Here is a 26,853-nt window from a genome sequence, read left to right as displayed (position 1 = left end):
GATGCCTCTTGAACTGGCCGCTGGCTGAGGCAACATCCTGCTCATGGACCCGCGATCTTCCGACCGCCCCGTTCTGGATATGACCCCGGAAGGGGAATTCCGCGACCCTGCGCCGCCGCGCCAGGCGACCTGGCTCGATCGCCTCTTGCTGCGCATCGGCGGTGCCGCGGCCCTGGCGGCGCTGCTGGCGGCTGGCATCGTGGTCGCCGGCGTGGCCGTTGCGGCCTTTGCCCTGGCCTTGCCGGTGGCGCTGCTGGCCGGGGTGATCGCCTTTTGCACGCTGTGGTGGCGGGTGCGCCGGGGTGGCACGGTGGTGGGCAAGAATTTCAGCTTCACCGTGACCCGCCGCTGAGCACGCCGCCTCTTTTCCCGCTTGATCCAAAGCGGCTCTACGAGGTCGACGAGCAAGGGCAGGCCTATACCCTCCAGGGTGTCGAACCGGGGCAGCAGGCGCGGCTTCTGCATCAGGCCAAGCTCTGGTGGCTGCTGGCTGCCGGGTGCAATGCGGCCAGCATGACCATGGCCGCCCTGGCCTATGCGCTGGGGGCCCGGGTGCTGGCGGCATGGCTGGGCCTCTGTGTGCTGGCCACGGTGCCCCTCCTGGCGGTGGGCCCGCTGCTGCAATGGCGCAGCCGGCAAAGCCGCACCCGCCGCCATCGCCAGCGCGCGGCCCATTTCAGCCAGGGGTAGAAGCGTTCTTTTTTGAAAAAAAGAACCAAAAAACTTTTTTCAGTTTGCCCGAAAATTCAGCGTGCCAGAAAACTGGAAAAGTCTTTTTGCTTCTTTTTCTTCAGAAAAAGAAGATAAATTTCAATAACTTATCTTTCGGCGGGCCCTCGCTGCCGGTAGGTCAAGGCTTCCGCCAGATGGTGTCGTTCGATCCGGGGCGAGGCGGCGAGGTCCGCGATGCTGCGCGCCACGCGCAGGCAGCGGGTGAAGGCCCGGTTCGATAACCCCAACTGTGTGGCGGCGCGTTCGGCCAGGGCCAGGGCCTCGGGCCCCGTCGTGGCGACCAGAGCTTCCAGGGGCAAGTCCGCATTGTGCTGGCCCGGGGGCATGCCGTGCCCGGCCTGGAAGGCGCGGGCCGCCCGGATGCGGGCGGCCACATGGAGGGAGCTTTCGCCCCGTGGGGCCCGGGCCAGTTCGCCGGGGCGCACGGGGGCCATGGGCACATGCAGGTCGATGCGGTCCAGCAGCGGTCCGGAGAGCCGCGCCTGATAGGTTTCGCCACAGCGCGGAGCGGAGCCGCATTCGCGCGTGGCATCGCCCAGATGGCCACAGCGGCAGGGATTCATGGCCGCCACCAGTTGGAAGCGCGCCGGATAGGTGACATGGGCGCTGGCGCGGCTGATGACGCAGCGGCCGCTTTCCAGCGGCTGGCGCAGCGCCTCCAGGGCGGGGCGGGTGAATTCCGGCAATTCGTCCAGGAAGAGCACGCCGTGATGCGCCAGGCTGATCTCCCCCGGCCGCACCCGCGCCCCGCCCCCCACCAGCGCGGCCTGACTGGCCGAGTGGTGGGGGTCCCGGAAGGGGGGGCGGGCGGAAATGCGGCCTTCCTCGATCAGCCCGGCCACGCTGCGGACGAGGCTGACCTCCAGCGCCTCCGCCGGCGTCAGGTCCGGCAGGAGAGAGGGCAGGCGCTGCGCCAGCATGGACTTCCCCGCCCCGGGTGGCCCGACCAGAAGCAGGTTGTGGCGGCCCGCCGCGGCGATCTCCAGGGCGCGCTTGGCGCTCTCCTGCCCCTTCAGGTCGGAGAGGCAGGGGCCGGCGCTGGCCTCTTCCTCCAGTGGCGCCGGGCGCGGGGGGGAGAGCACCTGCCGCCCTGTCAGATGCGCGATGACCTGTTGCAGCGTCTCCGCCGCCAGCACCTCCAGCGAGCCGGCCCACAGCGCCTCCGGCCCCTGCGCGGCGGGGCAGATGAGGCCGAGCCCGCGCGTCGCGGCGGCCAGGGCGGCGGGCAGGATGCCCGGCACCGGGCCGATGCCGCCATCCAGCGCCAGTTCTCCCAGTGCCGCCAGGCTGGTGAGTTCCTCGCGCGGCAGGATGTCCATCGCCGCCAGCAGGGCCAGGGCGATGGGCAGATCCAGATGCGGCCCTTCCTTCTGCAACCCGGCAGGGGCGAGGTTGATGAGGATGCGCTTGGGTGGCAGGGAAAGGCCCAGCCCGTGCAGCGCCGCCCGCACGCGCTCGCGGCTTTCCGCCACGGCTTTGTCCGGCAGGCCGACCAGGAGAAAGGCGGGCAGCCCGCCGGCAATCTGGACCTGCACCTCGACGGGCAGGGCTTCGACGCCGGCGAAGGAGAAGCTGGCGAGGCGGGCGATGGACATGAAACGATTTAGTATCGTTCCATGCCCCGATCTTCAACGCCGGGGTGAGGGTCTCAGCGCCCCCAGCCCTCCAGGAAGCGGCGCAGCAGGCCGCCGATCTTCTCGACATTGTAGCCGCCTTCCTGCACCACCGCCGTGGGCAGGCCGAGGCCGGAGAGGATTTCACCCGCGCGGGCGAAACCATCGGCGGTGACCTTCAGGAAGCTCAGCGGCTCATGCTCCGAGGCATCGAAGCCGAGGGGCACGATCAGCGCCTCAGCCCCGAAGGCGCGGGCGCGCTCAGCGGCCTGGCGCACGGCCGCCAGCCACGCCGCGTCACCGCTGCCCTGGGCGAGGGGGAGGTTCAGGTTGGCACCCGCCCCGGCGCCGCCGCCGGTCTCCGTGGCATAGCCGACATACCAGGGGTAATAGCCCGCCGGGTCACCATGGACGGAGACGGTCAGCACATCCGGCCGCTCCCAGAAGATGCCCTGGGTGCCGTTGCCGTGATGCGCGTCGATATCGATGACGGCGACGCGCTTCGCCCCGGCGCCGCGGAGATGCTCGGCGGCCAGGGCGCTGTTGTTGACGTAGCAATGGCCACCGGCGCGCGCGGCATAGGCGTGGTGGCCGGGCGGGCGGGCCAGGGCATAGGCACAGCCCCCGGCGGCGGCGACCTCGGCCGCGGCCAGGGCGCAGCTCGCGGCGCCGAGGATCGAGGCCCAGCTGCCGGGGCCGATCGGGCATGCGGTATCGGCGGTGTACCAGCCGACACGGCCGACCATGGCCTCCGGCAAGGTAGCGCCCTGCGATAGCATCTCCGGCGAGGGATGCATGTTCGCCACCACTTCCGGCCCCTTGTCGGGCAATTGCGCCCAGGCCGTGGCGGCCTCGGCGAGGAAGCGGACATAGCCGGCATCATGCACGGCGTGCAGGGCCTCGGCTGCGACGGTGGCCGGCGTCTCGACGCCCAGGCGCATCTCCTGCAAGGCCGCCAGCAGGGCTTCTGCCCGCGCCGGCACCTCGAAATTGCCGCGGACCTGGCCGCGCTGGAGGAAGAATTGCGGCGCGTGCCGCGACTGATCGGGGTGGGCAAAAGCTCGCATGCCAAAAAGGCTATGCCCGACTCAGCGTCTTGTCGATCCGCCCGAGGCAGGTCTAGCGTTCGTCCCGGGAAGTTTCATCGGGAGAGATCAAATGGGTATTTCACGTCGCGGCCTCATGGCCGCTGCGGCCGTTACCCCCTGGCTGATGCGCGCCGAGGAGGCGCTGGCGCAGGGCATCCAGCCCAAGCGCGGCGGGACGCTGACCACCATCGTGAACCCTGAGCCGCCGGTGCTGCATATCGGCGTCAACAACCAGGCGCCGACGCTGATCGTCGGCGGCAAGATCTTCCAGGGGCTGCTGCGCTACAGCGCGAAGCTCGAACCGCTGCCGGAACTGGCGAAGAGCTGGGAGGTGAGCGCCGACGGCCTCGAATACACCTTCCGCCTTCAGGAGAATGTGAAGTTCCATGACGGCACGCCGATGACGGCGGAAGACGTCATCTTCTCCATCATGAAGTTCCATATGGAGGTCTCGCCGCGCGCGCGTGGTGTCTTCGCGCGCATCAAGGAAGGCGTGGTGGTTGATCCGCACACCGCGAAATTCATCCTCTCCGCGCCCTTCGAGCCTTTCCTGCTGATGTTCGACGTGACGGTCTCCGCCATCGTGCCGAAGCATCTCTTCGAGGGGCAGGATTACCGGCAGGCGCCGGTGGTGCAGAAGCCCGTCGGCACCGGCCCGTTCCGCTTTGTCGAGTGGCAGCGCGGCAACTTCATCCGCCTGGAGCGCTTCGCCGATTACTGGAAGCCGGGGCAGCCTTACCTGGATGCCATCATCTACCGCGTGGTGCCGGACAGCCAGTCCCGCCGCCTCGCGCTGGAGACGGGGCAGGTGCAGCTCACCCAGTCGAACGATATCGAGCCCTTTGACATTCCGCAGATGCGCGCGCGCCCCAACCTGGAGGTGCAGACGGCGGGGTGGGAGTATTTCGGCCCGCTGATGTGGCTGGAGCTGAACCACCGCGTGAAGCCGCTCGATGATGTGCGGGTGCGGCAGGCGCTGGCGCATGCGGTGAATCGCGACTTCATCGCGCAGCGGCTGTGGTTCGGCATCGGCAAGCCGGCCACCGGCCCCGTCTCCAGCGCCACGCGTTTCTACGACGCCAGCGCGAAGATGCCGGCCTATAATGTGGAGACGGCGAAGAAGCTGCTCGACGATGCCGGGCTGAAGCCGAATGCGCAGGGCGTACGCTTCACAATCAGGCATATGAGCCTGCCCTATGGCGAGGTCTTCACGCGCCTCGCCGAGTTCCTCAAGCAGTCGCTGCGCCAGGTGGGCGTGGACCTGCAGCTTGAGAGCGTCGATGTCGGCACCTGGGCGCAGCGCACGGCGAACTGGGATTTCGACACCACCATCAACTACCTCTACCAGTATGGCGACCCGACGCTGGGCGTGGAGCGCAGCTACGTCTCGACCAACATCAAGAAGATCCTGTTCTCCAACGTCTCCGGCTACGCCAACCCGAAGGTGGATGAGCTGTTCACCCAGGGCCGTGACGCCGCTGACCCGAAGGCGCGGCAGGCCGCCTTCAGCGCCGTGCAGAAGATCCTGGTGGAGGAGGTGCCGCTGGTCTGGCTGATGGAGATGGCTTTCCCCAGCATCTATGACAAGAAGCTGCACAACATCATCACCTCCGGCGCCGGGGTGCATGCCAGCTTCGACGACGTCTTCTTCGCCTGATCGCAGCGGCATGGAACTGTCGAGGCTGCCGGCCTTTCTGCTGGCCCGTGCCGTGAAGGCGGCGGTCGTCATCCTGGCGATCGTCGTCTGCAATTTCTTCCTGATCCATGCCGCACCCGGCGACCCGGCGAGCATCATCGCCGGGCAGTCCGGCGCGGCCGATGCCAAGTTCCTGGCCCAGTTGCGCGCGCAGTTCGGCCTGGACCAGCCGCTTTACGTGCAGCTCTGGCTTTATCTGAAGGGCGTGCTGACGCTCGATCTCGGATTCAGCCATCGCCAGCAGGTTTCGGTCGCGGCGCTGCTGCTGGACCGCCTGCCGGCGACGCTGCTGCTGACGGGCGCAGCCTTCGTCTTCGCCATCAGCGTCGGCGTGGCGATGGGCGCGCTGGCGGCGCGCCGCGTCGGCACCTGGGGGGATTCGATCATCACCATCCTGGCGCTGACTTTCTACGCCACGCCGCTGTTCTGGGTGGGGCTGATGCTGGTGCTGCTGTTCAGCGTGGCGCTGGAATGGCTGCCGTCCTTTGGCATGGCCTCGGTGGGTGTCGAGCTGCACGGCATCGCGGCGGTGCTGGATGTGGCGAAGCACCTGCTGCTGCCGGGGCTGACGCTCGGGCTGTTCTATGTTGCCGTCTATGCCCGCCTCTCGCGCGCGACGATGCTGGAGGTGGCGGACCAGGATTTCGTCAAGACCGCGCGGGCCAAGGGCGTGCCGGAAGGGCGCATCCTGCGGCGGCATATTCTGCGCAATGCGCTGCTGCCGGTCATCACCTTCGCCGGCATCCAGGCGGGGCAGCTGATCGGTGGGTCCATCCTGGTGGAGACGGTCTTCGCCTGGCCCGGCATCGGCCGCCTGGCCTTCGAGGCGCTGCTGGCGCGCGACTATCAGGTGCTGCTCGGCGTGTTCTTCTGCACCAGCGTGATGGTGGTGCTGTTCAACCTGATCACGGATCTTCTTTACGCCATCGTCGATCCGCGCGTGGAGGTGGCCCGATGAAGGAATTCTGGCGCAACTTCCGCCGCAACCGCGGGGCCGTGGTGGGTCTGGCGGTGCTGCTGCTGGTGCTGCTGCTGGCCGTGCTGGCGCCGGTGCTTTTCCCCGGCAGCCCGTGGGACATGGCGGGCATGCCCTTCGCCCCGCCGGGCGAGATGGGCATGCTGCTTGGCACGGACAGCCTGGGGCGCGATGTCGCCGCCGGCATCGCCCATGGCGCGCGCGTCTCGCTGCTGGTGGGGGCGGTGTCCACCGTCGCCGCGCTGGCCATCGGCGTCAGCCTGGGCGCCGTCGCGGGCTATCTCGGCGGCGTGGCGGATGACGTGGTGATGCGCTTCACCGAATTCTTCCAGACCATCCCGAGCTTCGTGCTGGCCATTCTCCTCGTCGCCATCTTCACGCCGAGCATCGGGTCCATTGTCTTCGCCATCGCCGTGGTGTCCTGGCCGCCCGTGGCGCGGGTGGTGCGCGCCGAGTTTCTGTCCCTGCGCTCGCGCGAATTCGTTCAGGCGGCCGAGGTGCTCGGCAAGTCGCGCCTGTCCATCGTGGTGGGCGACATCCTGCCCAATGCGCTGTCACCCATTGTCGTGCTGTCCTCGCTGATGGTGGCCTCGGCCATCCTGCTGGAAAGCGCGCTGTCCTTCCTGGGCCTTGGTGATCCCAACATGATGTCCTGGGGCTTCCTCATCGGCTCCGGGCGCAGCGTGATCCGCATGGCATGGTGGATGAGCGTCTTTCCCGGCATTGCCATCTTCCTCACCGTGCTCTCGCTCAATCTCGTGGGCGAGGGCCTGTCCGACGCGCTCAATCCGCGCCTGGCGCGCAACCGCGGGGGGAAGGCATGACCCGTCTGCTGACCGTCGATTCTCTCACGGTTGCTCTGCCGCCGGGCGCCGACCGGCCGCATGCCGTCGAGGATCTGTCGCTGCATCTCGATGCCGGCGAGATTCTCTGTGTCGTCGGTGAAAGCGGCTCGGGCAAGTCGATCACCGCCAATACGGTGATGGGCCTGCTGCCCAAGACGCTGAAGGTGAAATCCGGCCGTATCACCTTCGAGGGCGAGGATGTGCTGGGCCTTTCGGCCGAGGCGCTGCGCTCCCGCCGGGGCCGCCGCATGGCGATGGTGTTCCAGGAGCCGATGACGGCGCTGAACCCGCTGATGAAGGTGGGGGACCAGATCGCCGAGGCGCTGGCCGTGCATGGCCGCGCGGCGGAGGCCAGGGCGCGCGTGCCGGAACTCCTGGCGGCGGTGAACCTGCCGGACCCGGCGGCGATCGCGCGCATGCACCCCTTCCGCCTCTCCGGTGGCCAGCGGCAGCGCGTGATGATCGCCATGGCCCTGGCGCTCGAGCCCGCGCTGCTCATCGCCGATGAGCCGACCACGGCGCTCGACGTGACGACGCAGATGCAGATCCTGCGCCTGATCCGCGAGATCCAGTCGCGCAAGGGCATGGGCGTCATGTTCATCACCCATGATTTCGGTGTGGTGGCGGAGATTGCCGACCGCGTGGCGGTGATGCAGCATGGCCGCATCGTCGAGCAGGGGCCGGCGGCACAGGTGCTGAACGCGCCGCGCCATCCCTATACCCGCGCGCTGATCGCCGCCGTGCCGCATGGCGCGGCGCCGGAGCGTGCGCCCATCCGGCCCATGCCGGTGCTGTCGCTGAAGGGCGTCACCAAGACCTACCAGCGCGGCGGCTGGTTCGGCGCGCGCGCCACGGTGAAGGCCATCCACGATGCCGACTTCACCCTGAACAAGGGCGAGACGCTGGGCCTGGTCGGCGAGAGCGGCTCCGGCAAATCCACCCTGGCGCGCTGCGTGGTGCGCCTGGTGGAACCGGAAGCCGGCGAAATCCTGTTCCATGGCAAGGATCTCCGCCCGCTCTCGCGCCAGGGCTGGCTGCCCTACCGGCGCCGCATCCAGATGGTGTTTCAGGACCCCTATGCCTCGCTCAACCCGCGCCGCAGGGTGGGCGATGCGATCATGGAAGGCCCTGTCACCCACGGTGTCAGCGTGGAAGAGGCGCGGCAGCGCGCGCTCGACCTGCTGCGGCTGGTGCGGCTCGATCCCTCGGCGATGGAGCGCTTCCCGCACGAGTTCAGCGGCGGGCAGCGGCAGCGCATCGGTCTCGCCCGCGCGCTGGCCATGCAGCCGGAACTGCTCATCGCCGATGAGCCGGTCTCCGCGCTGGATGTCTCCGTCCAGGCGCAGGTGCTCGACCTGCTGGCGGAAATCCGCCAGCGCCTGGGCCTGACCATGTTGTTCATCACGCATGACCTGCGCGTCGCCGCGCAGATCTGCGACCGCATCGCCGTCATGCAGCGCGGCGCCATCGTCGAGCAGGGGCCGACCGCCGAGGTCTTCGGCGCCCCGCGCCACGCCTATACGCGCGCCCTGCTCGACAGCATTCCCGGCCGGGGCTGGACCCCACCGGTGCTGACACCTGCCTGAAGGACTGACCATGTCTGCTCTCGATCCCGGCGTCCGCCGTGCCATTCTCGATGCCGTGCAGGCGCTGGAAGGAGAGGCCATCGCGGCGCTGGAGCGCCTGGTCCGCTACCCCTCCACCCTGGGCAACGAGGCTGGCGCGCTGGAGGAAATGGCGCGCAACTATGCCGCGCTCGGCCTCGCCCCGCGGCGGATTCCCACGGTGCCGGAAGCGCTCGCCGCGCATCCTGGCTTCTCCCCCCCGCTGATGTCTTACAGCGGGCGGGACAATGTGGCGGCGGTCTTCACCCCGCGTGAGCGCAGGGGCCGCAGCCTCGTGCTGCAAGGCCATGTCGATGTGGTGCCGGAAGGCGCCGCCGAGATCTGGGCGACGCCGCCTTATGAGCCCTCCATCCGCAATGGCCGCATGTATGGCCGTGGCGCGGGTGACATGAAGGCGGGGGATATCTCCAACGTCATGGCCTTCCGCGCGCTGCAGCTCGCGGGTCTGCAGCCGGCGGCGGAGGTGCAGTTCCAGTCCGTCATCGAGGAGGAATGCACCGGCAATGGCGCGCTGGCCTGCATGCTGGCGCTGCCGAAATGCGACGCCGTCATCATTCCCGAGCCAGGGCCGGGGGTCGAAGGAATCTACACGGCCGAGGTTGGCGTGGTCTGGGCCTGGGTCACCGTCACCGGCCGCCCGGCCCATGTGCGGGAGATGCAGGCCGGCGTGAACGCCATCGAGGCCGCCTATGTCATCGCCCAGCGCTTCAAGGAATACGAGGCGGAGGCCAACCGCGCCGAGAACATCCATCCCAGCTTCTTCGGCGTGAACCACCCGGTGAATGTCAATTTCGGCACGGTGCAGGGCGGCGAGTGGAACAGCTCCGTGCCGACCCGCGCGAAGATCGGCCTGCGCGTCGGCATCATGGTGGGCAACACCGCCCGCCAGGTGAAGGCGGATATCGAGCGCATCGTGGCCGAGGCGGCGCAGGATTCCCGCCTGCGCGGCGCGCAGCTGAAGCTGGAATTCGGTGGCTTCATGGCCGACCCCTGCGTCTTCGACCAGCAGGCGCCGATCGTGCAGATGGTGCGGCGGAACTTCGCCGAGACCAACGGGCATGAGCTGCGCGACTACCCCGCCTCCGGCCTGACCGATGGGCGCTTCTTCACCCTCTACCAGGACACGCCCGTGGCCTGCTTCGGGCCTGACGCCGATGCCATCCACGGCATTGATGAAAGCGTCGGGCTGGAGAGTTTCCACGCCACCACCCGCACCATCGCCCTGACCATGGCCGAATGGTGCGGCGTGGAGAAGCTGCCGTGAGCGGCGGCAATCTCCCCGTCTCCGGCGCCCGGCTCTGGGACAGCCTGATGGCGATGGCGCGCATCGGCGGCACGCCGAAGGGCGGCTGCAACCGCCAGACCCTGACGGATCTGGATGGCGAGGGCCGGGCTCTGCTGCGCCGCTGGGCGGAGGAAATCGGCTGCGGCGTCACGGTGGACCGCGTCGGCAACATGATCATCCGGCGTGAGGGCAGGGACCCCGCCCGCGCCGCCGTCGCCATGGGCAGCCATCTCGACACCCAGCCCACCGGCGGCAAGTTCGATGGCGTGCTGGGCGTTCTCGCCGGGCTGGAGGTGCTGCGCGCCCTCCATGAATCCGGCACGGAGACGGAGGCGCCGATCGTCCTGGTCAACTGGACGAATGAGGAAGGCGCGCGCTTCTCCCCGCCGATGATGGGCAGCGGCGTCGCCATGGGCCTCTTCTCCGAGGCCGAGGTGATGGCGAAGACCGATCCTGCCGGCGCCGTCTTCGGCGAGGAATTGCGCCGCATCGGCTGGCAGGGCGAGGCCGATCCCGCCGCGCTGCAAAGCCTCGGCGCTTACTTCGAACTGCATATCGAGCAGGGGCCGCTGCTGGAGGCGGAGGGCATTCCCGTGGGCGTCGTGGACAGGGCGCTGGCGCAGCTCTGGCTGGATGTCACGGTGGAGGGCGAGGATGCCCATGCCGGCTCCGCCATGGGCCCGCGCCGCGATGCCATGGTCGCCGCCGCCCTTATGGTGCAGGCGGTGGAAGAGGTGGCGCTGGCCGCCGGCGGCGATGGGCGGGGCACGGTGGGGCGCCTGCTCGTCACGCCGGACAGCCGCAACGTCGTGCCGAGCCGCGTCTGGTTCAGCGTCGATCTGCGCCATGGCGATCCGCGCCAGCTCGCCGCCATGGGCGCGGCTTTCCGCCAGCGTGCCGGCGCCATCGCCGCCCGGCGCAACCTTGCCGTCAGCGTCACGGATTTCTGGGAGTTTCCGCTGACGCCCTTCGACCCTTCGCTGGTCGAGGCGCTGCGCGTCGCGGCGCAGGGGCGGGGCCTGCCCTTCCGCACCATGCCCACGGGCATCGGCCATGATGCCGTCTATGTCGCGCGCCGCGTGCCGACGGCGATGATCTTTGTCCCCTGCGAAGGGGGCATCAGCCACAACGAGGCCGAGGCGATCACCCCCGCCTGGGCCGAAGCGGGGCTGGTGGTGCTGGCCGATGCCGTGCTGGCCACCGCCAACCGCGTTCCGGGAGGATAAGAATGCGCATCGCCCTGGGCGGCTTCCTGCATGAAAGCCACTCCTTCGCCCCCCGCGCCACGGCCTGGGAGGATTTCCGCAGGCCCGGCGGCTTCCCGCCCTTCCAGCGCGGCGCTGGGCTGATTGAGGCGCTGCGCCCCACCTCTGCCCCCGCCGCCGGCGCCATCGCCGCGGCCGAGGCGATGGGGGGCGTGGCACTGGTGCCGCTGGCCTGGTGTTTCGCCAATCCCGCAGGCCCCGTCACCAACAATGCCTTCGAGCGCATCAGCGCCGCGCTGGTGGACGAACTGGTGGCGGCGCTCGACGAGGGGCCGCTGGATGGCGTCTATCTCGACCTGCACGGCGCCATGGTGGCGGAGGCTTTCCCCGATGCCGAAGGCGAGGTGCTGCGCCGCGTGCGCGCCATCGTCGGGCCGGATGTGCCCGTCACCGCCAGCCTGGATCCGCACTGCAACCTGACGGCGCAGATGGTGGTGCTGGCCGATGCGCTGGTGCCCTTCCGCACCTATCCGCATGTGGACATGAAGGCCGCCGGGGCGCGCGCCTTCACCCTGCTGATGGAGCGCATCCGGCGCGGCGCGCCTTTCGCCCGGGCCTTCCGGCAGGCGGATTACTGGATGCCGCTGACCACGCAATGCACGATGGTCGAGCCGATGCAGGGCGTCATGGCCGCCCGCGCCGCCCTGGCCGAGAAGCCCGGCGTGGCCGAACTCGGCTTCTGCTTCGGCTTCCCCTATGCCGATTTCGCTGATTGCGGCGTGGCCCTGGCCTGCTACGCGGCGGATCAGGCGGCGGCCGATTCCGCCGCGGATGCCTTGCTCGCGGTGCTGGAGGAGCGCGAACCCCTCTTCGCCGGCAGCGCCCTGCCGGCGGCGGAAGGCGTGGCGCGCGCCAGGGCCATCGCGGCCCAGGCGGCGAAGCCTGTCATCCTGGCGGATACGCAGGACAATCCCGGCGGCGGCGGCCATGGCGACACCACCGGCCTGCTGGCCGAACTGGTGGCGCAGCAGGCCGATGCCGTGCTGGGCCTGATCAACGATGCGGAGAGCGCCGCCGCCTGCCATGCCGCCGGGGAGGGCGCGGAACTTTCCCTGAGCCTGGGCGGAAAATCGGATGGCGTGCCGCTGGCCGTCACCGCGCTGGTGCTGCGCCTCACGGATGGCCGCTTCACCTGCACGGGGCCGATGAGCGCGGGCAACCCGGCCGATCTCGGCCCCTCGGCCCTGATCGCCATCGGGCCGGTGAAGGTGATCGTGGTGACCCGCAAGATGCAGGCCCATGATCAGGCGCTGTTCCGCCACCTGGGCATCGAACCGGCACGGGAAAAAATTCTTGCGCTGAAAAGCAGCGTTCACTTCCGCGCGGATTTCCAGCCGATCGCGGAGGAGGTGCTGGTGGTGGCGGCGCCGGGTCCGGTGCTGGCCGATCCCTCCACGCTGCCCTTCACCCGGCTGCGGCCGGGGCTGCGCCTGCGGCCGAAGGCCGCTTGAGACGAGCCTGCGGCCGAGGGCCGCTTGAGACGTGTCTGCGGCCGAAGGCCGCTTGAGATGAGCCTGCGGCCGAAGGCCGCATGACATGACTCCGGCCGGGCTCCGGGGGCATTGCCCCCGCGGCCCGGCCGGATCACAGGCTTTTCAGCCCAGCGCAGCCATCTTCTCGGCGGTGCGCTCCAGCTCGCGCGCCTTGTCATGCGCCTCGCGCGCCTTCTGCGCCGTCTGCCCCAGCGTGTCGTGATAGCGGTTGACCTGCACCGAGAGGCTGCTGGTCGCGTCGCGCAGCGTCTGCAGGTTGCTGCGGAACTCGGCCACCGCCGCCGCCTGCTGCGCCAGCGCGGTTTCCAGCTTGCGCAGCGCCAGGCGGAGCCGGTCCTCCGGCAGCTGCGGGAAATGAAGAACGGGGGCGGGCTGGTCCATGGGTCGGGGCCTCGGCTGATCTGTTGATGATTTGTTAACAGACCCTGACGCGTTTAAGCCATCTCAAAATTCGAGACTGCGATAAAAAAATCTGGAAAATCCCTAACGCCGTGGGGCTGTGGCGCGGGGGTTCCCCCGGCCCGCGCAATCTGCTCTAACGCGCGCCCCCCAGCGCACAGGTGATTCCATGGCCGAGGTCATCGGCATTGATTTCGGCACGACCAACAGCGTGATCGCGCTGCGGCAGGAGGATGGCAGCGTCACCGCCATCCGCTACCGCGTCGGCGCGGCGGAGGTGGATACCTTCCGCTCCCTGCTGTGCTTCTGGGCGGAGGAGAGCGGCGCCCGGCGCGGGCGGCTCCAGCACGCCGCCGGGCCCCATGCCATCGAGGCCTATCTGGATGATCCGCTGGGCTGCCGGCTGATCATGTCGATGAAAAGCTATCTGGCCAGCCGCAGCTTCATGGAAACGCGAATCCACGGCCAGTCCTTCACGCTGGAGGATCTGATCTCGCTCTTCCTGCGCTCGCTGCTGGCCAGCGCGCAGGGGGGCGCCGCGCTGGCCGGGGTGCGGGTGGTGGCCGGGCGTCCGGTGCGCTTCGTGGGCGACAACGCCGATGACGAACTGGCCGCGCGCCGCCTGCGCGCCGCCTTCGCCGCCGCCGGCTGGCAGGACCTCACCCTGGCGCTGGAGCCGGAGGCCGCCGGCTACCGCTTTGCCGCCCGGCTGGATGCGCCGGCCACCGTGCTGGTGGGCGATTTCGGCGGCGGCACCAGCGACTTCTCGCTGATGCGCTTCGAGCCGGGGGCGCAGCGCCGGGTGACGCCGCTGGGCCATGCCGGCCTGGGCATCGCCGGGGATGCCTTCGACTACCGCATCATCGACCATGTGGTGTCGCCGCGCCTGGGCAAGGGCGACTCCTACCGCGTGATGGGCACGCCGCTGCCGGTGCCGCCCAGCTTCTACACCAGCTTCGCCCGCTGGCACCGCCTCTCCCTGATGCGCGCGCCGCGCACCATGCGCGAGATCGCCGAGGTCGCCCGCGCCGCCGACCACCCGGAGAAGCTGCATCACCTGATCCGGCTGGTGGAGGATGAGGCGGGCTACGCGCTGTATCAGGCCGTCTCCGGCGTGAAGGCGGCGCTCTCGGGGCAGGAGAGCGCCACGCTGCGTTTCCGCCATGCCGGTTTCGATCTGGAAGAAGAGATCCATCGCGAGGATTTCGAGCGCTGGATCAGCCCGGAGCTGGAGCGCATCGGCGCCGCGGTGGATCAGGCGCTGGTGGATGCGGGGATGCCGGCCTCGGCGGTGGACCAGGTCTTCCTCACCGGCGGCACCTCGCTGGTGCCGGCGGTGCGGCGGCTCTTCGAGGCGCGCTTCGGCGCCGGGCGGGTGGCCCATGGCGGCGAATTCGTCTCGGTGGCCGAAGGGCTGGCGCTGATTGGGGCAGAGCAGCGCGGGGAGTAAGGGTTCTTTTTTGAAAAAAAGAACCAAAAAACTTTTTCAGTCTGGCGTCCCTCTGGGCCGGGAGAGGGGGGCAGCCTGGGAAAAGGACCTTTTGACGGTCTGGCGCCCCCACCAGCCCAGTCCCAGGCTGGCCAGGGGCGGCAGGGCGAAGCCCAGCAGCAGCCCCGCCCAGCCGGGCGCGAGGGGAAAGGCCAGCAGCGCCGCCATGCCCAGCGCGCCCGCCCAGGCGCGCGGCGCCCGCCACCGGGCCGGCAGGCCCAGAAGCGCCGGCCCCTGCTCGGCCAGCTTGGCCAACGCGGCCAGCGCAGCCAGGCCGCCCGGCGCCAGCAGCGCCGCACGACCCGCCAGCACCAGCGGCAGGCCCAGCCCAGGCACAGCAAAACTGGCCAGCGGCGCAGCGCCGGCATCGCGGCTGGCCAGCAGCAGCAAAGTAACCGCGAGGGCGGCCAGGGCGGAGCCGGCCCACAGCGCATCCGCCAGGGCCGAGACCAGCGGTTGCAGGAGATGGCGCCGCTGCCCCGCCGTCAGGGCGCGCGACCAGGGGTTCAGCAACGCCCCGGCATGGCGCCGCAGCAGGGCAAAAGGCGTGGCCGGAGCAGGCAGGCAGGCCGGGGCCTCGCCCATGCTCTCTTCCAGCACGGCGGAGTCCCAGCCCTGCCGCAGCAGGCGCAGGCTCATATCGGCCAGCTGGTCAGGGGCCGCCTCATCCCAGCCGCCGGCCAGCCGCAGCGCATCCGCGCGCAGCAGGGCCAGGGTGGGGCGCAGCCCGGCCGCCACCTGCTCATTGGCGGCGCGGCGGGGGGCGGCCCAGTTCGCCTCGTCCTGGGCATGGGCGAGACGGGCGGCGAAGCCTGTCCCGGCGGGGCTTGCTGCGGCCTGCAGGAAGCCCAGCCCCTGCCGGGCCTGGAAGAACGGCACGCTGCGGCGCAGCCAGTCCGGCCGCGCCAGCGTGCCGGGCGAGACCAGCCCGATGACCTGTGCCTCCACCGCCGTCTCGCGCAGGGCGAAGCCGCGCGCCGCCTGCGGGCAGGCCCCGAGGTGGAAAAAGCGGAAGCGCGGCCCCAGCCGGGCGCAATGCTCGGCCACGGCTTCCCAGCGCGCCGGGGTGCTGCTGCTGTCCACCACCAGCACCTCGAAAGCGGGGTAGTCCAGCGCCGCCAGCCGGTCGAGGGTGCGGCGCATCTGCGCGGGCTCCGCATCCTGGCTCAGCAGATGGAGGGAAACCTTCGGCTGCGGGCGCGCCAGGGAGCCCTCCAGGGCCGGCCAGCGGCGATGAAAGCGGCGCAGGCCCCGCGCCTCGGCCACCTGGCGGGCCAGGGCGAGCACCAGGACCCAGGCCGCGCCTTGCGCCAGCAGCCAGGCCGGGTTTTCCCCGCGCAGCAGCGCGGCCACCAGCGCCGCCGCCGCCCCTTGCGCCAGCGCCGCCAGCAGCCAGCGGGGCAGGGCGCGCAGCGCCTCATCCCGGTGCAGCGTGGCGAGGCCGAGCAGCAGCCCAAGGGCGGCGGCCAGAACACCCATCCCCCCGGCCCCGCCGGGCAGCCAGAGCAGGCCCTGGACCAGGGCGGCGGCCAGGGGGGGCAGCCAGAAGCGCGCCCGCCGTGGCAGGGCGCGCCTTGCCGGGGGCGTCGCTCCGGGCGCCGCTCCGGGCGCCGCTCCCTGGGCGGTCCCCGGGGTACCCCAAGGGGCAGCGGCCCAGGGGGCCGCCGTGGAAGACTCGGTCACAACCGTTCGGGGTAGCGGAGCATTCATGAGCCGGGTCCGGGATTCGGGTGCGGCTGCGTGCCGCCACCCTCCTTTGCCTGCCTGATGCGGCAGGGGATCGACGGCTTGATGGCAGGAATGGGGCCGCGAGGCGTGACCCTGTGGCCATCAGGCTCTAGAAACCCTGCATCAACCCTTTGGACGGAGGTCTTCACCCCCCATGGATGTCGCGCTCGAACTGGCGGTGATTATGCTGCTGGTATTGCTGAATGGCATTTTTGCCATGAGCGAGCTGGCGATTGTGTCCTCCCGCCGGGTCCGGCTGCTGGGGATGCAGCGGGCCGGGCGCGCGGGAGCCACGGCGGCCCTGGCCCTGGCCGAGGACCCCCAGCGCTTCCTCCCCACCGTGCAGGTGGGCATCACTCTGGTGGGTGTGCTGGCCGGCGCCTTCGCCGGGCAGGGGCTGGCGCAGCGCCTGGCGGGGGTGCTCACCCTCGTGCCGGGGCTGGAGACCTATGCCGGGGAGATCGCCCTGGCCCTGGTCGTGCTGGGCATCACCTATGCCTCGCTGATCCTGGGCGAGCTGGTGCCGAAGCAGCTGGCGCTGCGCAACCCGGAGGTCATCGCGGTGCTGATGGCGCCGCCCATGCTGCTGCTCTCCCGCGTCGCGGCGCCGATGGTGTGGCTGCTCTCGCGCTCCTCCTCCCTGGTGCTGGGGCTGCTGGGCGCCTCCCGCCCCATCTCCTCGACCATCACGGAAGAGGAGGTGAAGGCCGCCGTGGCCGAGGGCGCCGAGGCCGGCGCGCTGGAGACGGAAGAGCGCCACATGATCGAGCGCGTGCTGCGCCTGGCCGACAAGCCGGTGCGCGCGCTGATGACGCCGCGCCCCGAGGTGGAATGGCTGGACCGCGCCGCCCCGGCCGAGGAGCTCGCCACCCGCCTGCATGAAAGCCATGTGACGCGCTTCGTCGTGGCGGAACGGCGCATCGACAATGTGGTGGGCGTGGTCGCGGCGAAGGACCTGCTGGACCAGCTGCTGCGCGGCGGGCGGCTGGATGTCGCGGTGGCGCTGCGCCAGCCCATGATCCTGCCGGACAATCTCTCCGCCCTGCTGGCGCTGGAACGCCTGCGTGCCGATCCCATCGGCATCGCCCTGGTGATGGACGAGTATGGCAGCTTCGAGGGGGTGGTCACCGCCTCCGATCTGCTGGAGGCCATTGTCGGCGAACTGGGGCCGGTGCAGCCGCAATCCTCGGGCGGCGATGTCGTGCGCCGCCATGATGGCAGCCTGCTGCTCGACGGCATGATGCCGAGCGACGAGCTGAAGGCGCGGCTGGAACTGCCGGAACTGCCGGCGGAAGGCAGCTACCACACCGTCGCGGGGCTGATGCTGGCGCTGCTCCAGCGCGTGCCGCGGGAGGGGGACCGCATCGTCTGGGCCGGCTGGCGCTTCGAGATCGTCGATATGGACGGGCGCCGGATCGATAAGGTGCTGGTCAGCCAGGAACAGGCGACGGGCGCCTGACATAAAAAAGTGGGGGGGGGGGGCGGCGGGGCCCCGCGGGGGCCGCATGAAAAAAAAAAGAGGGGGGGGCCGCCCCGGACCCCGCTGGGGGAACTGAGTTCCCCCAGACCCTGACTTAAGGCGCCCCCACTTCAGGCGCCCCGCTTCAGAGGCCGGCCTGGGTCACGAACTTGGTGATCAGGTAGGGCTCGATGGCCTCCGAGCCGCCCTCGGAGCCATAGCCGCTGTCCTTGATGCCGCCGAAGGGCACTTCCGGCAGGGCCAGGCCCAGGTGGTTGATGGTCATCATGCCGCTCTCGACCTGCGAGGCGATGGCATTCGCCGTCTTGGCCGATTTGGTGAAGGCATAGGCGGCGAGGCCGAAGGGCAGGCGGTTCGCCTCCTCCACCACCTCGTCGAATTCGCGGAAAGGCACCATCAGGGCGAGCGGGCCGAAAGGCTCCTCGTTCATGGCGCGCATCTCGCGCGTCAGGCCCGTCAGCACCGTCGGCTCGAAGAAATAGCCCTTGTTGCCGATGCGGTTGCCGCCGGCACGCAGCTCCGCGCCCTTCTGCACCGCGTCGCCGATCAGCGCCTCCATGGCCGGGATGCGCCGGTCATTGGCCAGCGGGCCCATCTGCACGCCCTCTTCCAGGCCGTTGCCGACCTTGAGCGACTGGGCATAGCTGGCGAAGGTCGCGACGAACTGGTCAAAAACCTTTTCCTGCACCAGGAAGCGCGTCGGCGAGACGCAGACCTGCCCGGCATTGCGGAACTTGCTGGTGGCCAGCGTCCTGCTGGCGAAATCCACATCCGCGTCGTCGAAGACGATGGCCGGGGCATGGCCGCCCAGCTCCATCGTCGCGCGCTTCATGTGGCGGCCCGCCAGCTCCGAGAGGTGCTTGCCCACCGGGGTGGAGCCGGTGAAGGTCACCTTGCGGATCACCGGATGCGGGATCAGGTAGCCCGAGATCTCCGAAGGCACGCCATAGACCAGCGCGATCACCCCCGCCGGAATGCCGACATCGACGAAGCAGCGGATCAGCTCGGCCGGGGCCGCCGGCGTCTCCTCCGGCGCCTTGACGATGATGGAGCAGCCCGTGGCCAGCGCGGCGGAGAGCTTGCGCACCACCTGGTTGATCGGGAAGTTCCACGGCGTGAAGGCCGCGACGGGGCCGACCGGCTCCTTCACCACCAGCTGATAGATGCCCTCGGCGCGCGCGGGGATGACGCGGCCATAGGCGCGCCGGGCCTCCTCGGCGAACCAGTCGATGATGTCGGCGCCCGCCAGCACTTCCATCCGCGCCTCGGGCAGGGGCTTGCCCTGCTCCAGCGTCAGCAGCCGGGCGATGGTGTCCGCGCGCGCGCGCAGCAGATCCGCCGCCTTGCGCATCAGCTTGGAGCGCTCGAAGGCCGAGACCTTCTTCCAGGTGGCGAAGCCACGCTCGGCCGCGGCCAGCGCCTCGTCCAGATCGGATTGGGAGGCATGGGCAACAGTGCCGATCACCTCCTCGCTCGCGGGGTTCAGCACCGGGATGCTGCGCCCGCCCGAAGCGGGGCGCCACTTGCCGTCAATATGGAGCAGGACGTCCTGATACATCGCTGCGTCTCCTCTCAGCACAGAGTCGGCGCGAATGTGGGCCTGCGGCGCGGCCAGCGCCACCCCTTGACGGGTGATAAAATAGGATCATCCGATGATTGGGCGGCAGGGAAAACCTGGCCCGCGCCTTGAGGGGCTTTGCCCCTCAAACTCCCCAGCAGGGGACAGGGTCCCCTGCACCCGCCATCAGGGGGGACTCCCTGATGGGTTTCCAAAGGCCTCAGGCCTTTGGTGGGGAGAGTTTGAGAGGGGCGAAGCCCCTCTCAAGATAACGCGCCGTCTCGCGCAACGCTTTCAGGCGGTTTCCAGCACCGCGACGCCCGGCAGGGTCTTGCCTTCCAGCCATTCCAGGAAGGCACCGCCGGCGGAGGAGACATAGGTCATCCGGTCCGCCACCCCGGCATGGCGCAGGGCGGAGACGGTATCGCCACCCCCGCCGATGGTCTTCAGCCCGGCCGATGCGGTCAGCGCCGCCGCCGCCTGCGCCACCTGCACCGTCGCGGTATCGAAGGGCGGTATCTCGAAGGCGCCGAAGGGGCCGTTCCACACCAGGGTGGAGGCGCGCTTCAGCCGCGACTCGACGGCGGCCACGGTCTGCGGCCCGACATCAAGCGCCATCATCCCCTCCGGCACCGCATCGGCGGAGACGGTGCGGCTCGGGGCATGGGCGGCGAAGGCCTCGGCCACCACCAGATCCTCCGGCAGCAGCACCTCGCAGCCCGCCGCCTTGGCCTCGTCGAGGATGCGCAGCGCCGTGCCGTGCATCTCCGCCTCCTGCAGTGACTTGCCCATGGCCTTGCCCTGGGCGGCGAGGAAGGTGTTGGCCATGGCGCCGCCGATGACCAGCACATTCACCTTCCGCGACAGGTTGCCGAGCAGGTCGAGTTTGGTGCTGACCTTGGCGCCGCCGACAATGGCCACCAGCGGCCGCGCCGGGTTGCCCAGCGCCGCGTCCAGCGCCTCCAGCTCCGCCTGCATCAGCCGGCCGGCATAGCCGGGCAGCCGGTGCGCCACGCCCTCGGTCGAGGCATGGGCGCGGTGCGCGGCGGAGAAGGCGTCGTTGACGAAGATATCTCCCAGCCTGGCCAGGGCATCGGCCATCGCGGGGTCGTTCTTCTCCTCGCCGGCGTGGTAGCGCGTGTTCTCCAGCACCAGCACGTCGCCATCGGCCAGCGCGGCCACGGCGGCCTCCGCGACGTCGCCGATGCAGTCATCGGCGAAGGCGACGGGCCTGCCCAGCGTGGCGGAGAGCGCCTCGGCCATCGGCTTCAGCGACATCTCGGGCACGCGCTTGCCCTTGGGCCGGTCGAAATGGCTGCACACGATGACGCGCGCGCCCTTCTCCGCCAGTTCGCGGATGGTGGGGGAGAGCCGCTCGATGCGCGTGCGGTCGGTGATGACCCCATCGCGCACCGGCACGTTGAGGTCGGCGCGCAGCAGGACCCGCTTGCCGGCGGGTTCGAGCTGATCGAGCGTCCGGAAGCGGGCCATCGCTGCGCCCCGCTCTCAGAGCTTGCCGTAGTAGGCGGCGGTGTCCGACATGCGGTTGGAGAAGCCCCACTCGTTGTCGTACCAGCTCATCACGCGCACCAGCCCGCCATCGACCACCTGCGTCTGCGTCGCGTCGAAGGTGGAGGAGGCCGGGTTGTGGTTGAAGTCGATGCTGACAAGCTTCTCGGTGCTGTAGCCGAGGATGCCCTTCAGCTCGCCCTCGGCGGCTTCCTTGATGGCGGCGTTGATCTCTTCCTTCGTCAGCCCGGTCTTGGAGGGCACGAAGTCGAGCGAGACCAGCGAGACATTGGGCGTCGGGATGCGGATGGCGGTGCCGTCCAGCTTGCCCTTCAGCTCCGGCAGCACGAGGCCGACAGCCTTCGCGGCCCCCGTCGAGGTCGGGATGGCGGAGACGGCCGCCGCGCGGGCGCGGTGCAGGTCCTTGTGCAGCGTGTCGACGGTGTTCTGGTCACCCGTATAGGCGTGGATGGTGACCATGTAGCCGCGCTCGATGCCGAACTTCTCGTGCAGCACCTTGGCCACCGGCGCCAGGCAGTTGGTGGTGCAGGAGGCGTTGGAGACGATCTTGTCCTCGGCCGTCAGGGTCTTGTGGTTGACGCCGTAGACGATCGTCTTGTCCGCGCCCTCGCCGGGGGCGGAGATCAGCACCTTGCGGGCGCCCGTGCCGAGCAGCAGCCCCGCCTTCTCGCGCGCGGTGAAGATGCCGGTGCACTCGGCGGCGACATCGACGCCCTGCCACTGCAGCTTGGCGGGGTCGCGCTCGGCCGTCACCTTGATCGGGCCCCAGGTCTTGCCATGGGCCTTGATGGTGATGCTGTCGCCCTCGACGATCACCTCGCCGGGGAAGCGGCCATGCACGCTGTCATAGCGGAACAGATGCGCATTGGCCTCCACCGAGCCCAGGTCGTTGATGGCAACGAACTCGACATCGTCACGCCCGCTCTCGCAGGCGGCGCGCAGCACGAGGCGCCCGATGCGCCCGAACCCGTTGATCGCGACCTTCACAGCCATGGTGTCTTCCCTTGTCTTTCCCGAAATTCCGGCCTGCTCGATCAGGCCAGCTTGCGCCGCACCGCGGCCACGGCGGCGTCCGCCGTGATGCCGAAGTGGCGGTAGAGATCTTCCGCCGGTGCCGAGGCCCCGAACCCCGTCATGCCGATGAAGGTTGCGTCCTTGCCCAGCCAGCGGTCCCAGCCGAAGCCCAGCGCGGCCTCGATGCCGATGCGCGGCGCATCGCCCAGCACGGCGGCGCGGTAGCCCTCATCCTGCAGGGCGAACAGCTCCCAGCAGGGCAGGGAGACGACGGCGGTGGGGATGCCCTCCGCCTCCAGCGTCTCGCGCGCGGCCATGGCGAGCTGCACTTCCGAGCCGGTGGCGATCAGCGTCGCGCGGCGCGGGCCGGAGGCCTCGGCCAGCACATAGCCGCCGCGGGCGGATTTGTTCTCGCCCGCCTCCGCGCGCAGCGCCGGCAGGTTCTGGCGGGAGAGCGCCAGCACCGCCGGGCCATCGGCGCGGTCCACCGCCAGCTCCCAGCACTCCGCCGTCTCCATCGCATCCGCCGGGCGGAAGACGAAGAGATTGGGGATGGCGCGCAGGCTGGCCAGGGTCTCCACCGGCTGGTGGGTCGGGCCATCCTCGCCGAGGCCGATGCTGTCATGCGTCAGCACATGGATGACGCGCTGGCGCATCAGCGCCGCGAGGCGCAGCGAGGGGCGCAGATAGTCGGCGAAGACCAGGAAGGTGCCGCCATAGGGGATGGTGCCGCCATGCAGCGCCATGCCGTTCATCGCCGCGGCCATGCCATGCTCGCGGATGCCCCAATGGACATAGCGGCCGCCATAATTGGCCGTGGTCAGGGCGGGCACGCCCTTCACATTGGTGTTGTTGGAACCGGTGAGGTCGGCCGAGCCGCCGATCATCTCGGGGATGGCCGGCACCAGCACTTCCAGGGCGCGCTGGCTGGCGACGCGGGTGGCGATCTTCGGCTTGTCCTCGGCCAGCTTCGCGCGGAAGGCGGCGGCGGCCTCGTGCCAGCCCTCGGGCAGCTTGCCGGCCATGGCGCGCTCGAACTCCGCCTTCTGCGGGTGGTTCGCCAGGCGCTTCAGCCAGGAACGGCGGGTGCCGGCCGAGCGCCGCCCGGCGGCCTCCCAGGCGGCCTTGATGTCCTCGGGGATCTCGAAGGGCCCGCCGGTCCAGCCCAGCGCCTGCTTCGCCGCCGTGGCCTCAGGCCCGCCCAGCGGGCTGCCATGGCTGCCCGCCGTGCCCGCCTTGGTGGGGGCGGAGAAGCCGATGATGGTGCGGCAGGCGATGATGGTGGGCTTCTTGGAGCGGGTCGCCGCGTCGAGCGCCTTCTCGACGGCGGCGGGGTCATGCCCGTCCACCCGCTTCACGGCCCAGCCATACGACAGGAAACGCTTCAGCACGTCGTCCGAGGAGGTCAGGCCGACATCGCCATCGATGCAGATGCCGTTGTCGTCCCACAGCACCGTGAGCTTCGACAGCCGGAAATGCCCGGCGATGGAGGCGGCCTCGTGGCTGATGCCCTCCATCAGGCAGCCATCGCCGGCGATCACCCAGGTGCGGTGGTCCACCAGGCTCTTGCCGAAGCGGGTGGCCAGGTGGCGCTCCGCCAGCGCCATGCCGACCGCATTGGCCAGGCCCTGGCCAAGCGGGCCGGTGGTGGTCTCGATCGCCGGATGCTCGCCGAATTCCGGGTGGCCGGCGGCCACGGAATGCAGCTGGCGGAACTGCTTCAGGTCCTCGACCGTCATGCCGGCATGGCCGGAGAGATGCAGCCAGGCATAGAGCAGCATCGAGCCATGGCCGGCGGAGAGCACGAAGCGGTCGCGGTCCGGCCAGCGCGGATCGGCGGCGTCGTGCTTGAGGAACCTGGTGAACAGCACCGTGGCGGCATCGGCCATGCCCATCGGCATGCCGGGATGGCCGGACTTGGCCTTCTCCACCGCATCAATGGCCAGGGCGCGGATGGCATCGGCCATCCGGCGGTTCTCGGTCACCGGCCGGGCCAGGATTTCGGCCTGGGCCGCGATGGCGGGGTTGGCGGAAGCGTCGGGGAGGGGGGCGATGCTGGCCAAGGCGAAGGACCTCTCAGGCGTCGGGACGGCTATAAAGCTGCGGTCTGTGGGCGGCAACCCGGCCGGGCCTGACCTCCTGGGCGGCCCCTCCCGGCGAATCTGCGCAGCCCATAGCCTGACGGCGCCGGACATGCCAGCCTGCTTGCCCGGCCGCGGCAACCCCTGTCCCGCTCCGCTGGCGCTTCTGTCGCAGGCTTTTGTTGCGGCGCGGCGCGCCGCGGGTCAATCCTGCCGCCCCATGAAGCTCCCGCTCGCCCTGCCGCGCCGCCAGCCCGGCTTTCACGAGACCGCCCTCTTCCGGCCGCGCTCCGTCGTGCTGCTGGCCGACCCCGCCCTGCCGGAATCGGCCATCCTGGCGCGCAACCTCGCCGCGGGCGGGTTCAAGGGGGCGCTCTGCGTGGTCGGCATGGCGGCGGCGGGGCTGGAGGAGGCGCCGGATATCGCCAGCCTGCCGGCAGCGCCGGATCTCGCGGTGCTCTGCCTGCCCCCCCCGGCGCAGGAAGCGGCGATGCAGGCCCTGGCGGCGCGCGGCTGCTTCGCCGCCATCCTGCCCGTGGCCGCCCCCGATCTCGCGGGGATGTGCGAGCGCACCGGGGTGCGGGCGCTGGGCGCGCACAGTTTTGGCCTCTGCCTGCCGGCGCTGGGGCTGAATGCCAGCCTCTCCCATCTGGCGCCGAAGCCGGGGCGGCTGGCGCTGCTCTGCCAGTCCGGCGCCGTGGCGCGCGCCATCATCGACTGGGCGGCCGGGGAGGAACTCGGCTTCAGCCATATCATCGGCATTGGCACCAATCACGGGCTGGGCTTCGCCGTCTCGCTCGACTGGCTGGCGCGCGATCCGGCGGCGGGGGCGGTGCTGCTGGATATCCGGCGCATCAAGAACCGGCGCATGTTCATCTCGGCCGCGCGTGCCACGGCGCGCACCCGGCCCGTGGTGGCGCTGCGCCCCGGCGGGCGGCAGATCGACGCCTCCGGCATCGCCGATGCGGTGATGGAGGCGGCGCTGCGCCGCGCCGGCGTGCTGCGCGTCAGCGGGCTCGAGGATCTGCTGGCGGCGGCCGAGACGCTGGCCCGCCTGCGCCCCGCCCAGCGTGGCGGCAGCGACGCCCTGGCCGGGGACCGCGTGGCGATCGTCGCCAATGGCCAGGGGCCGGCGCTGCTGGCGGTGGATGCCGTGCTGCAGGGCGGCGCCCGGCTGGCGCAATGGGGCGAGCCGGCGCGGGAGGCGCTACGCCTCGCCCTGCCCCAGGCTGGCACCCAGGCCGGCACCCAGGCGGGTGGGGTTCCGGGCAACCCGCTGCTGCTGCCGCCCGGGGAGGGCCACCGGCTGGCCGAGGCCGCCAGCCTGCTCGCCGCCCTGCCGGAGGTCGATTCGGTCGTCGCCGTGCACGGCCCGACGGCGGAAGGCGATGGCGAGATCGCCGCCACGGCCCTGACCGCCGCCGCCAAGGCAACGCGTGGCGCGCCGGTGCTGGTGGGCTGGCTGGGGCGGGCCGATGCCCCGGCGCGGCGGCGGCTGGCGGCGGCGGGCCTCGCCGTCTTCGACACGCCGGAGGCCGCCGTGCGCGGCGCGCTGCATCTGGCGATGGACCGCCGCAACCGCGCCGCCGCCGCCGAGCTGCCCCCGCGTGAGGTGCTGGAACTGGCGCCGGACCGTGCCCGTGTCCGCGCGCTTATCGGCCGCATGCGCGCCGAGGGCCGCCTCGGCTTCACCGAGGCCGAGGCGCTGGAGATCCTGGAAGCCTATGGCCAGCCCGTTGTGCCCGGCCATGCCGTGGCGGATGTGGATGGTGCCGTCTCCGCCGCCATGCGCATGGGCTTCCCCGTGGTGCTGAAGGTGCTGAGCCCCGACCTGCCGCGCAAGACGGAGGTGGGCGGCGTGGTGCTGGGGCTGAAGGACGTGGCCTCGCTGCGCATGGCGGCGCAGGCCATGCTGGGCCAGGTGCGGGCACAGCGGCCGGAGGCGCGCATCCACGGCTTCCTGGTGCAGCGCCAGGCCGGCGGCGGCGCGCTGCGCGGCCATGAGCTGCGCCTGCGCCTGGGGGATGACCCGATGTTTGGCCCCTGGATCGGCTATGGCCGGGGCGGCACCGCCTCCGATTTTGAGCCGGATGTGGCCTTCGACCTGCCGCCGCTCAACCGCACCCTGGCGCTCGCCCTGCTGCGGCGGACGCGCAGCGTGCGGCTGCTCGAGGGCTTCCGCGACCATGCCCGCGTCGATCTCGCCCTGGTGGCGGATGCGGTGGTGCGCCTGTCCCAGATCGCGGTGGATTTCCCCGAGATCGAGGGGCTGATCATCAACCCCCTGCTGGCCGATGAGCGGGGGGTGGTGGCACTCGACGCCTCGGGCGAGCTGCGGCCACCGGGTGAGGCCTCCGCCCTGGCGGTGCCACCCTATCCGGCGGAGCTGGCACGCCCCTGGCAGGCGCGCGACGGCCGGCGCCTGCTGGTCCGCCCCATCCGCCCCGAGGACGCCGCCGCCCATGCCGAGGCCTTCCGCGGCCTGGCGCCGGAGGATGTGCGCTGGCGCTTCTTCAGCCAGCTCAAGGAACTGCCGCCGGCGCAGATCGCCCGCATGACGCAGATCGACTATGACCGGGAAATGGCCTTCGTCGCCGTCGAGGAGCCGCCGGAAGGGCAACCCCGCACCGTGGGCGTGGCCCGGCTGATCCGCGAGCCGGGCGGGGGGCAGGGTGAATTCGCCGTCGTCACCCTGCCGGGCTGGAAGGGGCAGGGGCTGGCCCGCCACCTCATGGAACGGCTTTTCGAATGGGGCCGCGCCCAGGGGCTGGAACGCGTCGTCGGGCAGGTGCTGGCCGACAACAAGCCCATGCTCGGCTTCGTCCGCGCGCTCGGCTTCGCCCTCACCCGCTCGGCGGAGGATGAGGACGTGATGGAAGCGAAGCTGGATTTGTAGGGAAGAGGTTCTTTTTTTGGAAAAAAGAACCAAAAAACTTTTTTCCGTTTAGCGTCCCGG

At 70.4% G+C, this 26,853-nt stretch carries 20 protein-coding genes; 12 read left to right on the top strand and 8 right to left on the bottom strand.

What is annotated here, in order from left to right:
• The first annotated feature begins 43 nt into the window (after positions 1-43).
• Together NON00_RS10025 and NON00_RS10020 are read left to right on the top strand one after the other, a co-directional pair.
• On the top strand, positions 44-352 hold the full coding sequence (locus NON00_RS10025) for a hypothetical protein (RefSeq protein WP_256020232.1): 309 nt from the start codon (positions 44-46) through the stop codon (positions 350-352).
• A gap of 161 nt (positions 353-513) precedes the next feature.
• Positions 514-690 (top strand): hypothetical protein, encoded by a 177-nt coding sequence (locus NON00_RS10020; RefSeq protein WP_256020229.1) that lies wholly within the window; start codon positions 514-516, stop codon positions 688-690.
• Positions 691-818: 128 nt separating this feature from the next.
• Here NON00_RS10020 and NON00_RS10015 read toward each other — a convergent pair whose 3' ends face one another.
• Together NON00_RS10015 and NON00_RS10010 are read right to left on the bottom strand one after the other, a co-directional pair.
• On the bottom strand, positions 819-2,327 hold the full coding sequence (locus tag NON00_RS10015) for a YifB family Mg chelatase-like AAA ATPase (RefSeq protein WP_256020226.1): 1,509 nt from the start codon (positions 2,325-2,327) through the stop codon (positions 819-821).
• 53 nt (positions 2,328-2,380) lie between these two features.
• Positions 2,381-3,412 carry a histone deacetylase family protein gene (locus NON00_RS10010; RefSeq protein ID WP_256020224.1) on the bottom strand — a complete coding sequence of 344 codons (1,032 nt, stop codon included), beginning with the start codon at positions 3,410-3,412 and terminating at the stop codon, positions 2,381-2,383.
• A 91-nt stretch (positions 3,413-3,503) separates the two neighbouring features.
• On the opposite strand from NON00_RS10010, the gene NON00_RS10005 reads away from it, so the two are divergent.
• From NON00_RS10005 to NON00_RS09975, 7 genes are read left to right on the top strand one after another with little or no spacing between them, the layout of a single operon-like run.
• A complete protein-coding gene (locus NON00_RS10005) occupies positions 3,504-5,090 on the top strand; it encodes an ABC transporter substrate-binding protein (protein WP_256020221.1) in 1,587 nt (528 codons plus the stop codon).
• Positions 5,091-5,100: 10 nt separating this feature from the next.
• Positions 5,101-6,087, top strand: coding sequence for an ABC transporter permease (locus NON00_RS10000; RefSeq protein WP_256020219.1), 987 nt, complete (start codon positions 5,101-5,103; stop codon positions 6,085-6,087).
• Positions 6,084-6,929: an ABC transporter permease gene (locus NON00_RS09995; protein ID WP_256020216.1), complete on the top strand. Its 846-nt coding sequence runs from the start codon at positions 6,084-6,086 to the stop codon at positions 6,927-6,929. The genes NON00_RS10000 and NON00_RS09995 overlap by 4 nt, the downstream gene beginning before the upstream one ends.
• Positions 6,926-8,536 (top strand): ABC transporter ATP-binding protein, encoded by a 1,611-nt coding sequence (locus NON00_RS09990; protein ID WP_256020213.1) that lies wholly within the window; start codon positions 6,926-6,928, stop codon positions 8,534-8,536. The genes NON00_RS09995 and NON00_RS09990 overlap by 4 nt, the downstream gene beginning before the upstream one ends.
• A 10-nt stretch (positions 8,537-8,546) precedes the next feature.
• Positions 8,547-9,839 (top strand): ArgE/DapE family deacylase, encoded by a 1,293-nt coding sequence (locus NON00_RS09985; RefSeq protein WP_256020212.1) that lies wholly within the window; start codon positions 8,547-8,549, stop codon positions 9,837-9,839.
• On the top strand, positions 9,812-11,086 hold the full coding sequence (locus NON00_RS09980; protein WP_370688697.1) for a Zn-dependent hydrolase: 1,275 nt from the start codon (positions 9,812-9,814) through the stop codon (positions 11,084-11,086). Before NON00_RS09985 ends, NON00_RS09980 begins: the two co-directional genes overlap by 28 nt.
• Before the next feature lie 2 nt (positions 11,087-11,088).
• Positions 11,089-12,576, top strand: a complete 1,488-nt coding sequence (locus NON00_RS09975; RefSeq protein WP_256020208.1) for a M81 family metallopeptidase — start codon at positions 11,089-11,091, stop codon at positions 12,574-12,576.
• A gap of 144 nt (positions 12,577-12,720) precedes the next feature.
• On the opposite strand, the gene NON00_RS09970 is transcribed toward NON00_RS09975, so the two are convergent.
• The gene (locus tag NON00_RS09970; protein ID WP_256020205.1) at positions 12,721-12,999 is read right to left on the bottom strand and encodes a hypothetical protein; all 279 of its coding nucleotides are present in this window, start codon (positions 12,997-12,999) and stop codon (positions 12,721-12,723) included.
• A 187-nt stretch (positions 13,000-13,186) separates the two neighbouring features.
• Here NON00_RS09970 and NON00_RS09965 point away from each other — a divergent pair, with 187 nt between their 5' ends.
• The gene (locus NON00_RS09965; protein WP_256020203.1) at positions 13,187-14,467 is read left to right on the top strand and encodes an Hsp70 family protein; all 1,281 of its coding nucleotides are present in this window, start codon (positions 13,187-13,189) and stop codon (positions 14,465-14,467) included.
• 36 nt (positions 14,468-14,503) lie between these two features.
• On the opposite strand, the gene NON00_RS09960 is transcribed toward NON00_RS09965, so the two are convergent.
• Positions 14,504-15,985, bottom strand: a complete 1,482-nt coding sequence (locus tag NON00_RS09960; RefSeq protein ID WP_256020200.1) for a glycosyltransferase — start codon at positions 15,983-15,985, stop codon at positions 14,504-14,506.
• Positions 15,986-16,388: 403 nt separating this feature from the next.
• Between NON00_RS09960 and NON00_RS09955 the strand changes: the two genes are divergently transcribed.
• A complete protein-coding gene (locus tag NON00_RS09955; protein ID WP_256020198.1) occupies positions 16,389-17,693 on the top strand; it encodes a hemolysin family protein in 1,305 nt (434 codons plus the stop codon).
• A gap of 145 nt (positions 17,694-17,838) precedes the next feature.
• Here NON00_RS09955 and NON00_RS09950 read toward each other — a convergent pair whose 3' ends face one another.
• From NON00_RS09950 to tkt, 4 genes are all read right to left on the bottom strand, one after another.
• On the bottom strand, positions 17,839-19,272 hold the full coding sequence (locus tag NON00_RS09950; protein WP_256020196.1) for an NAD-dependent succinate-semialdehyde dehydrogenase: 1,434 nt from the start codon (positions 19,270-19,272) through the stop codon (positions 17,839-17,841).
• Positions 19,273-19,566: 294 nt separating this feature from the next.
• Positions 19,567-20,763, bottom strand: a complete 1,197-nt coding sequence (locus tag NON00_RS09945) for a phosphoglycerate kinase (protein WP_256020194.1) — start codon at positions 20,761-20,763, stop codon at positions 19,567-19,569.
• A gap of 15 nt (positions 20,764-20,778) precedes the next feature.
• Complete coding sequence (gap, locus tag NON00_RS09940) at positions 20,779-21,795, bottom strand: type I glyceraldehyde-3-phosphate dehydrogenase (protein WP_256020191.1); 1,017 nt, start codon at positions 21,793-21,795, stop codon at positions 20,779-20,781.
• Positions 21,796-21,836: 41 nt separating this feature from the next.
• Complete coding sequence (gene tkt, locus NON00_RS09935; RefSeq protein ID WP_305123288.1) at positions 21,837-23,879, bottom strand: transketolase; 2,043 nt, start codon at positions 23,877-23,879, stop codon at positions 21,837-21,839.
• 238 nt (positions 23,880-24,117) lie between these two features.
• Here tkt and NON00_RS09930 point away from each other — a divergent pair, with 238 nt between their 5' ends.
• The gene (locus NON00_RS09930; RefSeq protein WP_256020189.1) at positions 24,118-26,793 is read left to right on the top strand and encodes a bifunctional acetate--CoA ligase family protein/GNAT family N-acetyltransferase; all 2,676 of its coding nucleotides are present in this window, start codon (positions 24,118-24,120) and stop codon (positions 26,791-26,793) included.
• Positions 26,794-26,853 lie beyond the last annotated feature (60 nt).

The sequence above is a fragment of the Roseomonas sp. GC11 genome (genome assembly GCF_024437745.1).
Classification (GTDB): Bacteria; Pseudomonadota; Alphaproteobacteria; order Acetobacterales; family Acetobacteraceae; genus Pseudoroseomonas.
Note: the sequence above shows the minus strand (reverse complement) of the source record. Positions and strands in the feature narration are given on the sequence as shown.

Coding starts and splice junctions, on each gene's coding strand:
- NON00_RS10025 (WP_256020232.1), top strand. CDS start 44: ATGGACCCGCGATCTTCCGACCGCCCCGTTCTGGATATGACCCCGGAA.
- NON00_RS10020 (WP_256020229.1), top strand. CDS start 514: ATGACCATGGCCGCCCTGGCCTATGCGCTGGGGGCCCGGGTGCTGGCG.
- NON00_RS10015 (WP_256020226.1), bottom strand. CDS start 2,327: ATGTCCATCGCCCGCCTCGCCAGCTTCTCCTTCGCCGGCGTCGAAGCC.
- NON00_RS10010 (WP_256020224.1), bottom strand. CDS start 3,412: ATGCGAGCTTTTGCCCACCCCGATCAGTCGCGGCACGCGCCGCAATTC.
- NON00_RS10005 (WP_256020221.1), top strand. CDS start 3,504: ATGGGTATTTCACGTCGCGGCCTCATGGCCGCTGCGGCCGTTACCCCC.
- NON00_RS10000 (WP_256020219.1), top strand. CDS start 5,101: ATGGAACTGTCGAGGCTGCCGGCCTTTCTGCTGGCCCGTGCCGTGAAG.
- NON00_RS09995 (WP_256020216.1), top strand. CDS start 6,084: ATGAAGGAATTCTGGCGCAACTTCCGCCGCAACCGCGGGGCCGTGGTG.
- NON00_RS09990 (WP_256020213.1), top strand. CDS start 6,926: ATGACCCGTCTGCTGACCGTCGATTCTCTCACGGTTGCTCTGCCGCCG.
- NON00_RS09985 (WP_256020212.1), top strand. CDS start 8,547: ATGTCTGCTCTCGATCCCGGCGTCCGCCGTGCCATTCTCGATGCCGTG.
- NON00_RS09980 (WP_370688697.1), top strand. CDS start 9,812: ATGGTGCGGCGTGGAGAAGCTGCCGTGAGCGGCGGCAATCTCCCCGTC.
- NON00_RS09975 (WP_256020208.1), top strand. CDS start 11,089: ATGCGCATCGCCCTGGGCGGCTTCCTGCATGAAAGCCACTCCTTCGCC.
- NON00_RS09970 (WP_256020205.1), bottom strand. CDS start 12,999: ATGGACCAGCCCGCCCCCGTTCTTCATTTCCCGCAGCTGCCGGAGGAC.
- NON00_RS09965 (WP_256020203.1), top strand. CDS start 13,187: ATGGCCGAGGTCATCGGCATTGATTTCGGCACGACCAACAGCGTGATC.
- NON00_RS09960 (WP_256020200.1), bottom strand. CDS start 15,985: ATGGGTGTTCTGGCCGCCGCCCTTGGGCTGCTGCTCGGCCTCGCCACG.
- NON00_RS09955 (WP_256020198.1), top strand. CDS start 16,389: ATGGATGTCGCGCTCGAACTGGCGGTGATTATGCTGCTGGTATTGCTG.
- NON00_RS09950 (WP_256020196.1), bottom strand. CDS start 19,272: ATGTATCAGGACGTCCTGCTCCATATTGACGGCAAGTGGCGCCCCGCT.
- NON00_RS09945 (WP_256020194.1), bottom strand. CDS start 20,763: ATGGCCCGCTTCCGGACGCTCGATCAGCTCGAACCCGCCGGCAAGCGG.
- gap (WP_256020191.1), bottom strand. CDS start 21,795: ATGGCTGTGAAGGTCGCGATCAACGGGTTCGGGCGCATCGGGCGCCTC.
- NON00_RS09930 (WP_256020189.1), top strand. CDS start 24,118: ATGAAGCTCCCGCTCGCCCTGCCGCGCCGCCAGCCCGGCTTTCACGAG.